The sequence below is a fragment of the Flavobacterium sp. 2 genome (assembly GCF_049949195.1).
Lineage (GTDB): Bacteria > Bacteroidota > Bacteroidia > Flavobacteriales > Flavobacteriaceae > Flavobacterium.
This window is the reverse complement of record NZ_CP188206.1, coordinates 2849488-2867979: the sequence shown is the minus strand read 5'-3', so window position 1 is coordinate 2867979 and position 18492 is coordinate 2849488. Positions and strand designations below refer to the sequence as shown.

General features: G+C 34.4%; 16 protein-coding genes. 1 reads left to right on the top strand and 15 read right to left on the bottom strand.

Annotated elements, in window-relative coordinates; genetic code table 11:
* Nucleotides 1–2 precede the first annotated feature (2 nt).
* The 9 genes from ACNFIH_RS12290 to ACNFIH_RS12250 all read right to left on the bottom strand — a co-directional run bounded on the left by ACNFIH_RS12290 (nucleotide 3) and on the right by ACNFIH_RS12250 (nucleotide 8635).
* On the bottom strand, nucleotides 3–434 hold the full coding sequence (locus ACNFIH_RS12290; protein WP_426483374.1) for a hypothetical protein: 432 nt from the start codon (nucleotides 432–434) through the stop codon (nucleotides 3–5).
* Nucleotides 435–1568 (bottom strand): beta-ketoacyl-ACP synthase III, encoded by a 1134-nt coding sequence (locus tag ACNFIH_RS12285; protein WP_035646525.1) that lies wholly within the window; start codon nucleotides 1566–1568, stop codon nucleotides 435–437.
* A gap of 19 nt (nucleotides 1569–1587) precedes the next feature.
* On the bottom strand, nucleotides 1588–2490 hold the full coding sequence (locus ACNFIH_RS12280) for a dialkylrecorsinol condensing enzyme DarA (RefSeq protein WP_426483373.1): 903 nt from the start codon (nucleotides 2488–2490) through the stop codon (nucleotides 1588–1590).
* Between the two features lie 146 nt (nucleotides 2491–2636).
* A complete protein-coding gene (locus tag ACNFIH_RS12275; protein ID WP_426483372.1) occupies nucleotides 2637–3518 on the bottom strand; it encodes a lipid A biosynthesis acyltransferase in 882 nt (293 codons plus the stop codon).
* The gene (locus ACNFIH_RS12270; RefSeq protein WP_035646520.1) at nucleotides 3518–3772 is read right to left on the bottom strand and encodes an acyl carrier protein; all 255 of its coding nucleotides are present in this window, start codon (nucleotides 3770–3772) and stop codon (nucleotides 3518–3520) included. Before ACNFIH_RS12270 ends, ACNFIH_RS12275 begins: the two co-directional genes overlap by 1 nt.
* A complete protein-coding gene (locus tag ACNFIH_RS12265) occupies nucleotides 3765–5000 on the bottom strand; it encodes a beta-ketoacyl-[acyl-carrier-protein] synthase family protein (protein ID WP_426483371.1) in 1236 nt (411 codons plus the stop codon). The genes ACNFIH_RS12270 and ACNFIH_RS12265 overlap by 8 nt, the downstream gene beginning before the upstream one ends.
* An 83-nt stretch (nucleotides 5001–5083) precedes the next feature.
* On the bottom strand, nucleotides 5084–5815 hold the full coding sequence (gene fabG, locus ACNFIH_RS12260; protein WP_426483370.1) for a 3-oxoacyl-ACP reductase FabG: 732 nt from the start codon (nucleotides 5813–5815) through the stop codon (nucleotides 5084–5086).
* Nucleotides 5816–5852: 37 nt separating this feature from the next.
* Nucleotides 5853–7076, bottom strand: a complete 1224-nt coding sequence (locus ACNFIH_RS12255; RefSeq protein ID WP_426483369.1) for a WG repeat-containing protein — start codon at nucleotides 7074–7076, stop codon at nucleotides 5853–5855.
* 38 nt (nucleotides 7077–7114) lie between these two features.
* Nucleotides 7115–8635 (bottom strand): HAL/PAL/TAL family ammonia-lyase, encoded by a 1521-nt coding sequence (locus ACNFIH_RS12250; RefSeq protein ID WP_426483368.1) that lies wholly within the window; start codon nucleotides 8633–8635, stop codon nucleotides 7115–7117.
* A 101-nt stretch (nucleotides 8636–8736) separates the two neighbouring features.
* Between ACNFIH_RS12250 and ACNFIH_RS12245 the strand changes: the two genes are divergently transcribed.
* On the top strand, nucleotides 8737–9987 hold the full coding sequence (locus ACNFIH_RS12245; protein ID WP_426483367.1) for an NAD(P)/FAD-dependent oxidoreductase: 1251 nt from the start codon (nucleotides 8737–8739) through the stop codon (nucleotides 9985–9987).
* 20 nt (nucleotides 9988–10007) lie between these two features.
* Here the strand turns inward: ACNFIH_RS12245 and ACNFIH_RS12240 are convergent, their stop codons facing one another.
* The 6 genes from ACNFIH_RS12240 to ACNFIH_RS12215 all read right to left on the bottom strand — a co-directional run bounded on the left by ACNFIH_RS12240 (nucleotide 10008) and on the right by ACNFIH_RS12215 (nucleotide 18489).
* Nucleotides 10008–10613 (bottom strand): hypothetical protein, encoded by a 606-nt coding sequence (locus ACNFIH_RS12240; protein ID WP_142449948.1) that lies wholly within the window; start codon nucleotides 10611–10613, stop codon nucleotides 10008–10010.
* 152 nt (nucleotides 10614–10765) lie between these two features.
* Nucleotides 10766–12451, bottom strand: coding sequence for a sodium/sugar symporter (locus ACNFIH_RS12235; RefSeq protein ID WP_426483366.1), 1686 nt, complete (start codon nucleotides 12449–12451; stop codon nucleotides 10766–10768).
* 288 nt (nucleotides 12452–12739) lie between these two features.
* Nucleotides 12740–13789: a UDP-glucose--hexose-1-phosphate uridylyltransferase gene (locus tag ACNFIH_RS12230; RefSeq protein WP_426483365.1), complete on the bottom strand. Its 1050-nt coding sequence runs from the start codon at nucleotides 13787–13789 to the stop codon at nucleotides 12740–12742.
* Between the two features lie 17 nt (nucleotides 13790–13806).
* Nucleotides 13807–14967 carry a galactokinase gene (galK, locus tag ACNFIH_RS12225; protein WP_426483364.1) on the bottom strand — a complete coding sequence of 387 codons (1161 nt, stop codon included), beginning with the start codon at nucleotides 14965–14967 and terminating at the stop codon, nucleotides 13807–13809.
* Complete coding sequence (locus ACNFIH_RS12220) at nucleotides 14967–17309, bottom strand: glycoside hydrolase family 2 protein (protein WP_426483363.1); 2343 nt, start codon at nucleotides 17307–17309, stop codon at nucleotides 14967–14969. Before ACNFIH_RS12220 ends, galK begins: the two co-directional genes overlap by 1 nt.
* Before the next feature lie 139 nt (nucleotides 17310–17448).
* The gene (locus ACNFIH_RS12215) at nucleotides 17449–18489 is read right to left on the bottom strand and encodes a glycoside hydrolase family 53 protein (RefSeq protein WP_426483362.1); all 1041 of its coding nucleotides are present in this window, start codon (nucleotides 18487–18489) and stop codon (nucleotides 17449–17451) included.
* Nucleotides 18490–18492: the final 3 nt, after the last annotated feature.

Below are 18492 nucleotides of genomic sequence, written 5' to 3'. Positions count from 1 at the left end.
AATTATTTGGCTAAAACGGTTTTCATTTGTCCGCTTGCAATTTCTTCTTCATTCAAAAATGTCACAATATCGACTAAAGTAACTCCGGCAAATTCTTGTAAAATTGTAACATTCGACTGAATGGTATCGTTGGTTTTAGGCAATTTTTTAATCTGAATATCTTTAATAGAACCAATATAACCTGTAGGAGCAGTTTCGTTTTTTAAGAAAAACTGATAACCGGTATGCAAAGCAACAGACTGTGCCATGTGTTCGATTAATCCAGCTTCTAAAAAAGTATTTTCTTCTAAAAATATATTATCATTTTGAATGTTTAATCCAGAAGTCAATTCGGTTTCAGAATACGAAAACATACGGTCTACCATTACAAAAGGAAACTTTTGCGGAAGCAGATTTTCTACAGCTTCTTTTTCTAAAAGTATAGAAGCATTCATTTAGCAGACAGTTAAATACGCGTAAGCAAATGAGAATCTTCCGCTTTCTGGAACTGAAAGGAAAATTTTATCTCCTTTTTTCAATTTTCCAGAATTTATTAATTCTTCAACAGCGATATAAATCGAAGCTGACCCAACATTTCCAACTCTCAAAAGATTCATGAACCATTTTTCATCGGCAATGTCAATTCCTTTTTCTAATAACCCTTTCTTAAGGCCATCAACAAAAAAGTGAGAAGAAACGTGTGGTAAAAAATAATCAATATCGTCTGCCGTAACATTGTGTTTTGCCATGGCATCGCTCATACTTTCGACACCTTTTGGCAAAATAAATTCGTCAAGTAGTTTTACATCCTGTTTTACTGCCAGAATAGATTCGTTTAGTAATTGTTCAGGTTTGTACTCACTCCAGGGTTTTATTTCTCCATTTTCTAATTTATCTCCGCCAGCATACATGCAAGTTTCTAATTCGAAGGCATACGAATAGGCTTCCATCCATTCGATTTTTAATGAAACTTCTCCGGTTGGTTTATTTTCCAATAAAAAAGCACCAGCTCCGTCCGATAACATCCAACGCAAGAAATCTTTTTTGAACGCAATAATAGGTTGTTCTTCCAGATTTTTTAAGTTGATGATTTCCTGATTATATTGTTGTGCCGAAAGCCAGGTTGAAACCTTTTCAGATCCTGTACAGATAGCATTTTTTGAATTTCCAGATTTTACAGAAAGAAAACCATATTTTAACGCATTCATTCCAGAACAGCAAATTCCGGAAGAAGAGTTCAATTCAACCGATTTATTTTTCAATAATCCGTGAACCATTGCGGCGTGTGAAGGCGCAAAAACATCAGGTGATGAAGTACCGCAGGACAGCACTTCTAAATCCTGATCGGTGAAATTTTCATCAAACAACTGCGAAATTGCATTTTTTGCCAGTTCAGCGTTGCTGTGCGTGCTTTTGCCATTTTTGTCAACGGCATAATATCGGGTTGTAATTTTATTATTGCGCAAAATAATACGTCTTGCTTTTGAAGCAGTATCGTTTATCAGTCCTAAATAATTCTCCATTTCATCGTTTGAAACAGCTTCATTAGGCAGGTATTTTGCGGCTTTGGTAATATATACGTCAAACATAATATAATTTTCTCCTCTTCTAAACTCCTTGATAGTATTGAGTTTCTTTTTTTATAGTTTTAATCTTAAACGGATAGCTAATAACATGCAATATATATACTATTGGCGAGATTACCCATATTGCAAGGAATAAATAAACATAAAATAATTTAAGAAGCAGTTTTCTGTTTTTTTGGTTCTTATGAATAAAATTAGACCATTTATTAAAGATTTTGTTAGCCGTTTTGTCTACAGTTACTAAATACGGACTGATTTTTACGGCTCCAATTTCGGCTAGTTTTGGCTGTAAATCTTCTAATTTATTTTGCTTGAATTCTGAAAGCATGATTTCGCCGAATTTATCCGATTCCTGAATGTCTTTATCGGAAACTCCAGGCAAAGGAAAAAATCCTAAATATCTTTTCTTTACTCCAGAAAACATCCAGTTTACAATAGTAATGACACTGATTAAATTCCCAACACGATCAACTAATGCAACATTTCCAACCAATTTTGCATTGGCTTCCTGCAATAAAACTTTCACTTTTTCCTGCGCCATTATCCACATATTTCGGGAACCGTTTATAGTAATAACGGGAGTATTGTTTAGAATATTTTTACCGTCAGCACTTTTTAGAAAAGAATTCATAGGAATGGAAGGCGTTAAATACCAAACTTGATAATGCAGTAAAATAAGATCGAATTTTGTGTTCAGAATTTCATCCGGAACTGGTTTTAAAGCCGTTGGAATTTGTAGAAATGATTCTGGGAAAGCATCAAAAAAAGTAGTTTTATTCCACGGAAAAGGAAAAGGTTTTTCCAATTGAATTTCATGAAAAGTTACTTTTATTTCATCTGAATTTAAAAAGGGTTTGGCAATATTACGCGCAATGGATTCTAGTTGTCCAGATTGAGAATAAAAAATAACGAGAACATTTTTCATTTTAGGTTTACTTTCTTTGGTTGCGAACAAAAATAAGTAAATTATTTTAAACGAATTTTCTTGTTTAATAGAATGTTTTTCCGCCACGAATTCACGAATTTATTTTTAATTAAATTGTGATAATTCGTGAATTCGTGACGAAAAAACTAGCTTTTCAAATCATTCCAAAAATCGAAATAATTGAACCATTGCAGTGGATATTTTTGTAAAATGCTTTCAACACTTTTTACATATTCTTTTAATAAACCTTTTTCATCGCGGTGTTTTACTGTTGCTTCTCTGGCGTATAAATGATAATGAAGATTTGGTTCTTTCATGACATATACAAAAACAACAGGAACTTTTAATCGGGAAGCGATTAAAAATGGGCCAGCAGGAAAATTAGCTTCTTTACCAAGAATTTCTTCAGAAAGTGATTTGGTTCCTTCAAAATAGCGGTCGCCAGTAAAACAAACCAATTCATTATTGGCCAAAGCCGCATTGATCTCAAAAATATGAGATAAATCGTCTTTTATGATAATAAATTTTACGGCAGATTTTTGTGTAACGCTTTCCAGATAATGCTTAATTGCAGAATGTTCCAAATCTGTTGTTACAAGATTGATTTGGAAATCAAGATCGATGTCGCCAAAAAAATGTTCGGCGATTTCAAAATTTCCAACGTGAGCACTTATTAAAACTCCGCCTTTTTTCTCGGCTAAAAGTTTTTTCAGAATTTCGATTCCGTCAAATTCATAGGTGAATTTATTTCGCATTCCAGCTGAAATCGAAACTTTGTCAATAATAGTTTGTCCAAAAGTGTAATAACTTTTGAAAACCATTTTTTTTGACTGAAAATAAGAATACTGAAGTCTTTCTTTGAAATAGTAAGAAATTGCCTTATTACTTTTCTTTAGAAACAGAAAGTAATAAGAAGCAACAAAATAAAGTAAGACATAAGCAGATTTGACACCCGCTTTTTGTATTAAAAAAACGAATATTCTATAACCTAAAACAGTACCTTTTGATTTGCCATCCCATTGACTCATTAAGCAGCTTTAGCTTTTAGTTTGGCTTCAATAAGGTCATAGAAGTTTTGAAAAGTTGCAATTCCAACGAAATCAGCTTCAACCAATTTTACACCAAAGTTAGCTTCAATAGAAACTACTAAATCAACATAATCTAAGCTGTCTAACCCAAGTGTATCTTTTAAATTAGCATCTGGTTCAATTTCATCATTATCTACTTCAAACTCATCAACCAAAAAACCATTAATTCTCGCTATAATCTCTTCTTTATTCATTGTCCAATTTAAACTTTTTAACCACCAACGCAGAGTTGGTTCCTCCGAAACCGAAAGAATTGGACAAAAATATGTCAAATTTTTTGTTTAACGTAGTTTTAACTAAATTTAATTTCATCGCATCTTCATCTGGATTCTCCAAATTGATGTTTGGTGCAATGAAATCGTTCTGCATCATTATAATAGAATAAATGATTTCGCTTGCTCCGGCCATCCAACATTCGTGGCCTGTCATTGATTTTGTAGAGCTTACAGGAGGATTTTTCTCACCAAAAACTTCAAAGATGGCTTTGGCTTCGTTTGCATCTCCAACCGGAGTTGAGGTTGCATGCGCATTTATATATTCAATATCTGATGCATTTAATTTGGCATCTTCAAGTGCGCGCTGCATTGCTGTGGCTGGTCCTTCAACATTTGGAGTTGAAATATGCCCGCCGTTTGATGAAAATCCGTAACCGGAAACTTCGGCAATAATATTGGCGCCTCTTGCAATTGCCGATTCGTAGCTTTCTAAAATTAGAGTTGCGCCACCACCACTCGGAATCAATCCGTCGCGTCCGGCGTCAAAAGGTCTTGAGGCTTTTTCAGGCTCGTTTTCTCTATTCGAAAAAACACCTAAACCATCAAAACTGCTCATCGCATATTTGTTGATTTCCTGAGCTCCGCCAGTAATTATAATATCCTGAAAACCGCTTTTTATTAAAAAATAAGCCAATCCGATAGAATGAGATCCGCTTGCGCAAGCGGCACTTACGGTTAAATTGATTCCACGAAGTTTAAAAATCGTCGAAAGATTCATTGTTACCGTCGAGTTCATCGATTTGAAAATCGCTCCAGAACCAATTAAGGCAGTATCTTTTTTCTCGCGAACAATATCTGTAGCATCAATAATGGCTTTAGAAACACTGTCGTTTCCGTACATGATTCCAACTTCTCTTTCTTCAAAAAAAGCATCGTCTATATTCGCATTTTTCAATGCTTCGATAGTAGCCATATAAGCGTACTCGGTTTCTTCACCGATGCTCATACGTTGTCTGCGTGTCAATAAATTTTTCAAATCAGCTTTTGGAACCATTCCGGTCAAAGCCGACTGGAAACCAAATTCTTTTCGTTCAGAATCAAATTTAATTCCGGATTTTCCTTCGTATAAAGATTCCTTTACTTCATTTAAAGAAGTTCCGATACAAGAATAAATTCCCATTCCAGTAATTACAACTCTCTTATTCATTGTCTTTCAAAGTAATTTTTTATCCTTAAAGTGTAATTTTCTATGTTTAAAAAAACTTAAAATATTATGCAAACATAGTATTCTTAAGAATATATTCCTCCGTTTATATTAATAATTTCGCCGGTAATATAACTTGATTTTTTAGAAATCAAAAAGCTTACCAAATCGGCAACTTCTTCCGCTTCTCCAAAACGATTTACGGGAATTAATTTTAATAATTCTTTTTCGTCAAGCGAACTTGTCATATCCGTTCTGATAAAACCTGGTGCAACAGCATTCACAGTAATATTTCGTTTTGCCACTTCTTGAGCCAACGCTTTTGTTGCGGCAACAATAGCTCCTTTTGCAGCCGAATAATTAGTTTGTCCGGCAGTTCCTTTAACTCCAGAAACCGAAACTATATTTACGATTCTGCCATATTTATTACGCAGCATTTTTTGAATGAAAAACTGCGTTACATTAAAAAATCCGTTTGTACTTGTATTCATTACACTATTCCAGTCTTGTGGCGTCATCCACATAAAAAGACCGTCTTTTGTAATTCCTGCATTGTTTACAATCGCTTCAACTAGAGCTTCAGGATTTGATTCCTGCCATTTTGTTAAAACGTTTTGTACTTGTTCAAAATTAGAAACGTCAAAACCCAGAATTTCTCCGGTTGCTCCTAATTTTTGTATTTCCTGAAGTGTTTCTTCAGCAGCGGTTTGATTGGAATGATAATTAATCAGAATATGATAATCAGATTCAACGGCTAATTTTTTACAAATTGCACTTCCAATTCCTCTTGAACCGCCTGTTACTAATACACATTTCATTATGTAAGATTTTATATTTTATTGGGGCTAAATAGTATTATTTTTTCTTGCTGACCGGCTTTTTTGCTGGTTTTGCAGTAGTTTTTGCTGGCTTGGTTTCTTCTTTAGGTTTTTCTGCTACAGCTTCAGTAGTTTGATTTTTTTCTGATTTCGAAAATAATTCAGCATTTTCAAACCATTGATTGCTTAAAACCGTTCCGTCTGGTTTAAGAAAACCCCATTTTCCTTCGTTTTTTACTCTCGCAACGCCATCAATAAATCCTTTGTCTTGTTGCGTAAACATGGCGATAATAGCATTTGTTGTAATTCCGTATTGTGTCGGAATTACTATTTTTCCTGTTTCATTTATGAATCCCCAATTGCTTTCTTTCACCGGAGCCAATCCGTTTGAACTGAAAACTTCGGCATCATTATAAGTTGGTTCAATTACAAATTTTCCTTCCGGATTAATAAATCCCCATTTTTTTCCAACTAAAACAGGAGCCAGGTTTTTTGAGAAAGCTTTTCCTTTATCATATATAGGTAGAATTGCCCAATTTCCTTTTAAATCAATATAACCGATTTTTCCGTTCTTTTTAGCAAATGTCAAATCCTGAGTTTCAAAATCCCAGATTTTTTCAGCACCATCAACAGGAATAAATTTCCCTGCACTTACAAGACCGAAAGTTTTGTCTTTTCTTGCCCAGGTTGTGTTTTTGAAATAATTTCCAATTTCAGCATAAGCAGGTTCAACAAGTTCTTTTCCGGCTGTGTTTATGATTCCCCAGTTTTTGTTCAGTTCAACTCTGGCAAAACCGTTTTCAAAAGGTTTGATCTGGTCGTATTTTGGTTCTAAAACAACAGTCATTTTATTATTGATTAATCCAACTTTGTTGTTTTGTCTGATAAAAGCAACGCCGTTGTCAAAATCAAATAATTTTTCTGAAGCCGGAGCTTTCTGAACTTCGCCTTTTGTATTAATGTAAACCCACTCTTTATCTTTTTGTACGATTGCAATTCCGCTGTTAAAATCTTTGGCATTACTAAAATCGGCTGGAATTACCCAGGTTCCTTTTGCATCAATAAATCCCCATTTTCCACCATTTTCTACTGCAGCTAATCCTTCAGAAAAACTTCTGGCAGATTTGTATTGAGGTTCGATTTTAAAAGAGCCGTCTTTGGAAATATATCCGATTTTTGAATTCTTTTTAACTAATGCCAGTTCTTGACTATTAACAAATTGAATGAAAACTAGCAACAAAAAAATAAGCGGTTTTTTCATGATTTTAAGATTCAATAATTAATATGTGAAAAAAAGATTTAGCTGTTGATCAGATAATCTTTTACTTTTTGAACAAAAGGATACATAACCTGATCTTCCTTAAATTCCGGAATAATATGGCGAACATCATCGTACCATTTTTTAGTAACCGATGAAATTTTATCTTTTTGACCTAAATAATCAATTGCCTGAACGATGGTAATCATTTCGATAGCCAAAACTTCAAAAGCATTTTCGATCACTTTTGAGGTAATTACCGCCGCATTTGTTCCCATGCTTACAATGTCTTGATTGTCATTGTTGTTTGGAATTGAATGCACATACATCGGGTTTGACAACATTTGACTTTCAGCAGTTGTTGAGGTTGCGGTAAACTGAACACCCTGCATTCCGAAATTAAATCCTAAAGTTCCTAAGTTTACGAATGGAGGAAGAATTTCGTTGATTTTTGAATTCAATAAATAATTCAATTGACGTTCTGCCAGCATCGTTAATTTGGTAATAACGATTTTCAGTTTGTCCATTTCAAGCGAAATATAATCGCCGTGGAAATTTCCTCCGTGATAAACGTGTTGGTTTTTTACATCGATAATCGGATTGTCGTTTGCCGAGTTGAATTCGTCTTCTAAAATTGAAGCGACATTATTTATAGTTTCTAAAACTGGTCCCAAAATTTGTGGAACGCATCTTAAAGAATAATATTCCTGAACTTTTTCTTTGAAAATTTCTTCTGTGTTTTCGCCAGAATATAAATGATCTTCTCTTTTACGGATTAAAGTACTGTCAGAAAGGTTTTGTCTCATTCTTTCTGCGATTTCCTGTTGTCCTTTATGGCGTTTCGTTTGGTTTAATTCTGCCGAAAAATGATCGTCATACGCCTGAACCAATTCGTTGATCGCGCAAGAAGATTTTAATGACCAGTCTAATAATTTTTTAGCATGATGAACATTCACAACGCCAATTCCTGTCATTACTGAAGTTCCGTTGATTAACGCCAAACCTTCTCTAATTTCAACCTGAATTGGTTTTAGACCTTCAATATCAAAAACCTCTGGAGTTGGTCTTCTTTCACCTTTATAAAAAACCTCACCTTCGCCAATTAAGACTAAAGCTAAATGTGATAATTGAACTAAGTCGCCGCTTGCACCAACACCGCCGTGTTCGAAAATTAGAGGTGTAATATCTCTATTAATTAATTCTGCCATCAAGTGGATAACTGACGGATGAACTCCTGAATTTCCTAAAGAAAGTGTGTTTAAACGTGCCAGGATTGCCGCTTTTGCACAAACCGGACTCAAAGGTTTCCCGGTTCCAGAAGAGTGGCTTCGGATTAAATTATATTGTAGCTGAATTTGGTCGGACTCTTTAATTCTATATTGAGCCATTGGTCCAAAACCAGTGTTTACACCATATATTATTTTGTTTCCCGAAAATTCTTTCAGGAAATTAAAGCTTTCATTTACTCGATTTAAAACTACATCACTGATTGCAACTTTGTTATTTCCAAAAATGATTGACTCGAATTCTGCTAAACTTAAATATTCATTAATTGTGTTCATTAAACCGTATTTGATTGTGCTAATTTAATTTTAATTATCAAAATAATTGTAGTTATTTTGATGAACGCAAATGTAAGTTAATAATTCATAACATTTTTATTATGACAAAGGAGTTTGTTGATGTTTTAGTGATTGGTGCAGGACCTTCAGGATGCGTTTCAGCATCGTATCTTCATAAAAATAATGTCAAGGTCAAAGTTGTAGAAAAAACAAAATTTCCGAGACTTGTGGTCGGCGAAAGCCTTATTCCGCGAGTGATGGACCATTTTGCAGAGGCAGAGCTGTATGATGCGCTGAATGCAATGAACTTTGAAAAAAAATTAGGAGCCCGTTTTATCAGAGGTGAAGAAATTTGTGTTTTTGATTTCAGTCAGAAATTTGGAGAAGGCTGGGACTGGACCTGGCAGGTTCCGCGTGCCGATTTTGATAACACAATGGCGCAGGAAGTAGTTCGAAAAGGAATTGACTTAGAATTTGAAACAGAGGTTTTAGAAGTTTCTTTTGAAGGAAAAAATTCGAAAACAATTGTAAAAGATAAGGACGGAAATTTAAAAGAAATCCACGCCAAATTTATTGTGGATTCCAGCGGATATGGACGTGTTTTGCCAAGACTTTTAGATTTGGATACACCGTCAAAACTAGATCCGCATTCTTCGATATTTACGCATGTTAAAGATATAAACAGAGAAGAAGGCGAGGAAGGAACTCAGATTTCATTTGATATTTTAGAAACTGAAGTTTGGCTTTGGGTAATTCCGTTTTCAAATGGAAATACTAGTTTGGGCGTTGTTGGTCCGACTGATTTTATTAATTCACTTTCTGAAAATAAAGACAATGCTGAGGCTTTGCGAAATGCAATTCAGAAATCAGATTATTATATTAAAAGATTCAAAGGAACAGAATTTTTGTTCGAACCCGTTAAATTAGAAAATTATTCAAGAGCTGTAAAAAGAATGTACGGCGACGGTTTTGCTCTAACTGGAAATAGCTCTGAATTTTTGGATCCTGTTTTTTCATCAGGAGTTGCTTTTGCGACTGAATCCGGAATGTTGGCAGCGAAATTATATTTGAAAGAATCACAAGGAATTAAAGTAGATTGGGAAGTTGAATTTACGCAATATATGAAACGCGGAATAGCAGTTTTCACAACCTATGTTCAGGAATGGTACACAGGAAATCTTCAAACATTGTTTTTCCATCAGCCTGAAAATCCCGAAGTAAAAGAGAAAATATGTTCGGTTTTAGCAGGATATGTCTGGAATGAAGAAAATCCGTTTGTGAAGAAACATGATCATGTTATTGCAAATATGGCCTATTTACTAAATATGCAAAAAGAACAAAGCCCTGAATAATCAGGGCTTTTTTTATGATTTTATTTGAATGCTTTTTTCAATAAAAGCTTAGATAACGATTTTGCTGTTTTGGCGTATCCTTCTCCAATTCTTGTTTCGTTATTGAAATTATTTCCCCATTGATCTCCCGGAGCTTCCATACTTGAAATTTCTAATAAAACATTAGACTTGTTGGCTGTTTCTACAAAAGATAAAACGGTAGTAACCTTTGCTGGTTGTTTCATGATTCCAGCATCCCAACCTGGGTAAATCCATACAGTTTTTACTATTAAAGTATAAGGAGTGTTTAAGCCTTCCTGAAAATTTACTTCTTTACCTGCTTTGGCTAATACAACATTTCCAATTTCTAAAAATTTTGGAGTCCAGATTTGGTCTTTAGCAACAACCCATCTTTTGTGCCAAAGATTTCCGTTTCCTTTTGCTTTTTTATCTAAATCAGCTTTGTGTTCTTCAACATATTGTGCTTCCGGTTTATTTTCTTTCATCATAGTAAAATTGCTATAATCAAATTCTACGTTGATTTCTTTTTGATCTTTTAAAAAGTCAAAGCTTCCATTTAAAACTTCCATATCCTGGCAGAAAGCAGTTGCTGAAATAAAGAAGCAGGCAATAATTAGTTTTTTCATTTGTTAGGTTTGTTAGTTTATTTTTTTTGGCCAAAAATAACCAAATCGGTCAGATTATGGTTTTTTCTTTTAAAATTTTATCAAATAAAAAAAGGCTGTCTAATCATCAGACAGCCTTTTAATCTTCAAAAAATAATATAGTAAAAATTATACTACCAGAATTTAACGTACAGTGCAACAATAATCAATAATGTAATTACGATTAAAACTGTAGTTTGTGGTTTTACTTTAAACATTTCAGAGTCAATTTCAAACGCTTTTGGATTTACTTTTGGTCCGGCAAAACTGATTCCGATCATCGCTAACATTGTAAAGAAGAATGATAATCCCATACAAATGTGGAAAGGAATTTCAAAAGCTCCTTTTCCGTTAGGATAAGCAGTATAAAGTAACGTGTCGTTTCCGAATAAAGCAGGTGCATATTCGTTGAATAAAACAGATAAAACAAATCCTAAAATTACACCTACAATAGCTGCAGTTCCAGTTGTTCTTTTCCAGAACATACCAAGGAAGAACATCGCGAAAACTCCAGGGCTGATAAATCCAGTATATTTTTGGATGTAAGTGAATCCACCAACTCCTCCAATTCCTAAAATATCATTCCATGTAAATAATACAGCTAAAAGCATTGCAGCAAAAACCGCAATTCTACCAATGTTTACTTGTTGTTTTTCACCCGCTTCTTTTTGGATGTATTTTTTATGAACGTCTAATGTATAAATAGTCGAAATACTGTTTACTTTTCCAGCTAACGAAGCTACAATTGCAGCAGTCAAAGCGGCAACAGAAAGTCCTTTTAAACCTGTTGGCAAGAAAGTTAAAATGGCTGAGTAAGCTCCATCTTTTCCTCCAACTAATTGAGGCAATTCTCCGTTTTGGTATAAAACATAAGCTGCAATACCAGGAAGCATCACGATAAGAGGCATTAATAATTTTAACATACCAGCAAACAAAATTCCTGTACGAGCCGTTTGTAAATCAGCACCTAAAGCTCTTTGTGTAATGTATTGGTTACATCCCCAATAGTTTAAGTTGATGATCCAGATACCAGCAAGGTAAGACATCAAACCAGGGAAAGTTAAATATTTATCAATTTCAAGCTGAGACGAAGTTGCTGTTGGTCTTGGAATAATCATTTTGAAATGCTCAGGTGCTTCTCTCATTAAAACCTTGAAACCAGCAATCGCATTTTCTCCCACTCCAAAAGCACTTCCAACAGTTGTCAAAGCAATATAAGAAGTTACTAAACCTCCAATAATTAAAACCGCAACCTGAATAACGTCTGTATAAGCTACAACTTTCATACCTCCTAAAGAGATAAATAAAGCAAAAACAGCCAATCCAATCATGATTACATGCAGATATTGACCACCTGCAAGTCCGTTAATAGCAACAGCTCCTAAATAAAGAATAGAAGTTAAGTTTACAAAAACATATAAAAACAACCAGAAAACTGCCATAATCAAAGCAGTCGATTCGTTGTAACGTGTTTTTAAGAATTGAGGCATCGTGTAAATCTTGTTTTTAAGATAAACAGGAATAAACCAAACGGCTACTATAATTAAAGCAACAGCAGCAAGCCATTCGTAAGCAGCAACAGCGATTCCTAAAAAGAAACCTTCACCGCTCATTCCGATGAATTGTTCAGCAGAGATATTTGAGGCAATTAATGAAGCTCCAATAGCCCACCAAGTTAAGTTTCCTTCAGCCAAGAAATAAGCTTTAGCATCATGTTCGTCTTGTTTACGCTTGCGGTAAACACTGTAACCGTAGGCAGAAACTACGATGAAATAAATAATAAAAACCGCATAATCGGCGAAAGCGAGGTTCTGGTTCATTGTTAATAGTATTTTAAAAAATTAGTATAGGTGATTGTTTGTAAAGTGGTTTTATGAATTCATTTTTAATTATAATTTCCGAAACCTATTATTTTGTTGTTTTATCTTGTTAAAACTAAGATATCTGTTTTTATTCTGTTATTTTTTTATGAAAATAAGAATGAAAGCCAAAAGTATAATAAAATTCCATATCTACACCATTTACAAATGTGTTTTTTACATTTATAATCAATTTATTATGTTAAATTTTAAAACAGTTTTGATTTTGACACATTTTCAAGTCTGTTTTTAAAGACTTTTATAATGTACATCAGATTGCTGTCTTAAAATTTCGGCACTTTTTTCAGGAGTTATGTCTCTTTGTGATTCGCCCATCATTTCATAACCAACCATGAATTTTTTAACCGTTGCCGATCTCAATAATGGTGGATAAAAATGCATATGGAAATGCCATTCAGGATGCTTCAGTCCGTCCGTCGGCGCTTGATGAATTCCTGATGAATATGGGAAAGAAGTACTGAATAAATTATCGTATTTAATTGTAAGCTGTTTTAAGATTTTAGCAAAAGCAGTTGTTTCTTCTGAAGTAAAATCAGTGATTTTTCCAAAAGCTCTTTTGCTTAAAATCATGGTTTCATATGGCCAAATTGCCCAAAACGGAACTAATGCAACAAAATGATCGTTCTCGATTACAATACGTTCTCCTGATTTTAATTCTGCCTGAAGATAATCTTCAAGAAGCGTTCTGTTGTTTTTATCGAAATAAGATTTTAAGCTATTTTGTGTTTTTTCAACTTGCGTTGGCAAAGAGGATTGCGCCCAAATTTGTCCGTGCGGATGCGGATTGCTGCAGCCCATTACACTTCCTTTATTTTCAAAAATCTGAACGTGATTGATATATTTAATGCTTCCTAAATCGGTATATTCTTTTTGCCATGTTCTGATGATATTTTCAATACCATCAACTTCCATTTCTGGCAAAGTCAGATCGTGTCTTGGCGAAAAACAAACTACTCTTGAAATTCCTTGCTCCGGTTTTGCTTTAAAGAAAGTGTGTTTGATATCTTCTTCAAAAATAATTTCGTCCTGTTTCATGGCAGCAAAATCATTTTCGAAAACAAAACTGCTTTCATATTTAGGATTGTTCATTCCGTTGGCACGAACATTTCCAGGGCATAAGTAACAAGTTGGATCATACTTTGGCAAAGCTTCAGTAGCGATAGTTTCGTTTTGCCCTTGCCAAGGACGTTTTGCGCGATGAGGTGAAACTAAAACCCACTCGTTAATTAAAGGGTTAAAACGTCTGTGAGGATCTTCGTTAATGTCAAAATTTTTCATTGTAATGTGTTGCGGTATTAAAGTAGTTGTGTTCCGTTTGATATTTTTACATCATAGAATTTTAATTCAATTCCAAATGTATCTAAATAAAGATTTGAAAACTTACGTTTTACCTCATTTTCATATCCTTTTTTAATTAAATTTATCGTACAGCCACCAAAACCGCCACCCATTAAACGAGAACCAATTATCGCATCATCAGCTTTTGCAGTATCTACAAGCATATCCAATTCTTCGCAGCTTACTGCATATTCTTGTGATAAACCGTAATGCGTTTCAAAAAGCAATTGTCCTAAAAGTTCTATATTTCCTTTGTCAAGCGCCTCACATGCTTTGATTACTCGGTTAATTTCTTTTACAACAAAATGAACTCTTTTAAAAACAGTTGGATCAAATTTATCCTGAATGCTCAAAAGCTGTTCTTCTTTACAGTCTCTAAAAGTTTTTACTTCAGGAAAATGATTTTTGATAATCGCTAAACCTTGCTCGCACTCAATTCTTCTCGTATTATATTCTGAAGTGAAAAGAGAATGTTTCACGTTGCTGTCCATTAAAATCAAAGAATAATCTTTGAAATCAGCATTGTGATATTCAAATTCCAAAGTGTTGCAATCTAATTTAATTACTTTGTTGTCAAGTCCATGAACGCTTGAAAACTGATCCATAATTCCACAGTTGATTCCAACCCAGTGTTCTGCTTTTTGTCCTAATAATGCTATGTCTTTCTTTTCAATTTTTAAGTCGAAAAGTGCTGCTATTCCGAAAATCATTCCGCATTCTAAAGCTGCCGAAGAAGATAATCCAGATCCAACTGGAATATTACTACTGAAAACACAGTTGAAACCTTCAAAAGCAAAACCGTTATCCTGAAGTTGTTTGATTACGCCACGAATATAATTTGTCCAAACGGCATCATTCAATTCGATTTTTTGAGTCAAATCGATTTCAAATTCTTCATTTAAATCGATAGCGATTACTTTAGATTTTTGGGTGTTGTTTTTCTCAAAAGCAAAACAAATTACTTTGTCAATTGCGGCTGGCAAAACATAACCGTCGTTATAATCAATATGTTCTCCAATGATGTTGATTCTTCCTGGAGAAAGTACAATTTTTTGAGGAGCAGACCCGAAAGTTTTCTCAAAAAATGCTGTGGTGTTTTGAATTAAAATCTCATTCATTATTTAGTAATTGTAATAGTGTTTTCTTGTAAATTATTTGATATTGCTTTTAGCACAATTTTCTTTTTAAGGTCTTTTGTTTTCAGAATTATGGTTGCAATTCCGGCTTCAGCCTGAACAGGATTTTGACCAATGATTTCTGCATTTCCTTCGCTTAAAGTAAAAGTAACTTCGTTCGTTGCTGTTGGAATTACTGTTCCGTTTTCATCAGTAATTTTAGCGTAAACGAAAACCATATCTGGAGAATCAGGATTTATTTTTACCGAAGAAAGATCATAACTCAATTCAATTTTCGAAGTTTTTCCTGGGGTTTTTACACTGTTTGAAGCCACTTTTTTTCCTTTGATGAATCCTTCAGCACGCAAAGTTCCTGCTTGAAATGCTGTTACTTTGAAAATAAACGGTGCATGTTCCAATTTGTCGCTGTTGTTGTTTACAGTTGGTTTTTGCTTAGAAATTAAAATATCATTTACATATAAAGCCACTTCATCGCAATTGCTGTAAACAGTAACATTTAATGGTGATTCTGGAGTCCAGAAGTTGGCAATATTAACCATTGGTTCAGAAAATAATTTTTTATCCAAAACCACATTGGCATCGCGCTGACTTTGATAAAAATAATAAGCGAATTTCGGGATTCTGAAAATATCGCTGATTCCAGAACTTTCTAAATCTGGGCTGTAACCGCGATTGTAATCAAACATAACCCAGTTTGCTTCTCCAATTGTTGAGGCTCCTCTTCGGTTTGAATTTGAAGCTTCCTGAAAATTATAAGCTTGCTGTAAAAGTCTTTTTTCTCCAGCGCCGCGTAATTGTCTTGATGTTCTTTCTTCTTCTTTTAAATTCGCAAATTCAGTTTGGTTGAAACCTGCATTTTGAGCATAATATTCCCAATCGCCATATTCGGCAATGAAAATTTTACGGTTTCCTTTGTTGTATTTTGTCCAATAATCTGGCGCTTTTGCGTGTTGGCGCGCCGGAATAAAGATGTCGTAATTGTCGTTGTCGATCCAACTTGCGCTGTAATTATGGTTAAAAGGCAATTCTTCTTTTAAGGTTTTTGTCGCTTCTTTCATGAATTCTGGCGACATATTGGTTTCGTTTAATGAAGCTTCCCAAAAAATAATACTCGGATGATTTCTATCTCTTCTTGTCATATCGCGAATGTCCTGATATGCACTTTTTTGGAATTGTTCTCCACCAAAAAACTGCCAGCCTGTTAAGCTGTTCATAACCAAAATTCCCAATTCGTCGCAAGCATTTAAGAAAGCTTCGGCGTGCGGATAATGTGACATACGTACAAAATCAAAACCGGCATTTTTGATTTTTACCGCATCACGATATTGTGCTTCATCAGAAATGGCGTAACCTAAATATGGATATTCCTGATGTTCGTTTGTTCCGGTGATGTAGATTTTTTCGTCATTCAAATAATAGCCATCAGCTTTTATTTCTGATTTTCTGATTCCGATTTTTTCTGAATAAGAATCAACAACTTTATTATTCGAAATAATCTGAACTTCTAATTTGTACAAATTCGGATTATGAATTGACCATAATTTTGGAGTTGCAACCGAAATATTTTGAGTCAAGACAAAATCAGCATTCGGTTTAACCGAAAAACTATCCGATTTGATTTCGGTTTTTTTGCCTTTATTATCTGTTAAAATAAATTTTAAAAACGCTTTTTGTTCCGCTTCAAAATCATTTTGCAAATGCACCTGAACCGTTCCCGAAGCTTCGGTTTTTGTAATGTTTTTGAAGTTTACATAAAGACCGCCGCTCGCCACTTTATTAGCATTTACAGCATCTGTAATATATAATTTTGAAGTGGTAACAAAATATACATTTCTATAAATTCCACCATAATAATTAAAGTCCAAATCCTTAATTGGTTTCCCAGGCAAGAAATCCGGATTGTCTTCGTTGTTGACTTTTACTTTAATTGTGTTTTCATTGTTGGTATTCAAATACGACGTAACATCAACCGTAAAAGGCAAATATCCGCCTTTGTGATTGGTTACTTTTTTGTCGTTGATCCAAACATCAGCTTCCTGCATTACGCCTTCAAAATAAATAAAGGCTTTTTGATCTTTTGAAATACTAGTTTTGAATTTTTTCTGATACCAAGATGTTCCCTGAAATTGTTTAATTACAACTAATTTCTCTAATCTTGCAGTATGCGGAATCGTTACTTTTTCCCAATCCTGAGCTGGAGTTTCTTCTCTTTTAAATTCCCAGTCGGCACCAAAATTTACTTTTGTGCGTGACTGCGCCTGAATTTTTCCGAAAGAAAAATTAAGTAGAAATAAGAAGAATATGGATTTAAAAATTAATTTCATTTTTACTTTTATTATGGTTCCAATATTTCGTAGAGGCGCACTGCAGTGCGTCTAAAGTATTGTGGATATTCGTTGCGTAGACGCACTGCGGTGCGTCTCTACAATATATGTTGTGTTAAATTTAATTGTATTGAATTACTTAATTCTTAAAAGCATCCAATGCCGGCGAAGGTTTTCCGTCAGAAAGCCAAGCACTTAATTGATAACCGCTCCAGCTTTTTTCGCCTTCCGGTTCCCAATAAATTACGCCTAAACCTTTGTTATTCGGAACACTTTTTACTGCTTTTATAGTAGCTTCAAGCATTTCTTTTGTGTTTTGTACCTCAGTATAATCACCACCAACTTCAACTACCATCACTTCTTTATTGTAACGCGAAGCCATATCTTTCAGATTGTTTTCTAAATCTAAAATGGTGCTTTTGTAATCGGTTTTGATCCAGTATGGATAATATGACATTCCAATTACATCGTATTTCACGTTATTAGTAGTTGCTTTGTCAAAAAACCATCTGAATTTTTCGCTTTTATTTCCTTCGTCTAGATGCACGACTACTTTTATTTTTGAATCGATTGCTTTTGTCGCATCGTATCCTTTATTAAGTAATTGTGCCAATTGTCCAAAATTGTCTGAACTTCCTTCCGGCCAAAGCATTCCACCCGGAATTTCATTTCCAACCTGAACCCATTCTGGAGTTACGCCGGCTTTTTTCAACAAAGTCAAAACATCGAAAGTGTGATTGTAAACATCATTCAAAAGTTCAGCAAAAGAATGTTTTGCCCAAGCGGCAGGTTTATTTTGTTTGCCAGGATCTGCCCATGAATCGCTGTAATGAAAATCGATCATAATACGCATTCCCATTTTTTGAGCACGAACTGCCATAACCACTGTTTCTTCCGGACTGCAATGTCCGCTTGCTTTATCATTATTCGGATTTACCCAAACGCGCAAACGAATCGTGTTGATTCCTCTGTCTTTCAATAATTGCAGACAATCTTTTTCTTTTCCGTCAGTGTCATAAAATTTATAACCCGTTGCTTCCATTTGAGGCAACCAGCCAACATCGGCTCCTTTTGCAAAACCATTTTCTTGAGGTTTTGTTTCCTTACTGTCTTTTGTTGTCGTGCATGAAGCGAAAACAGCAATAGCAAAAAGGCTTAATAATAATTTGATCTTCTTCATAAA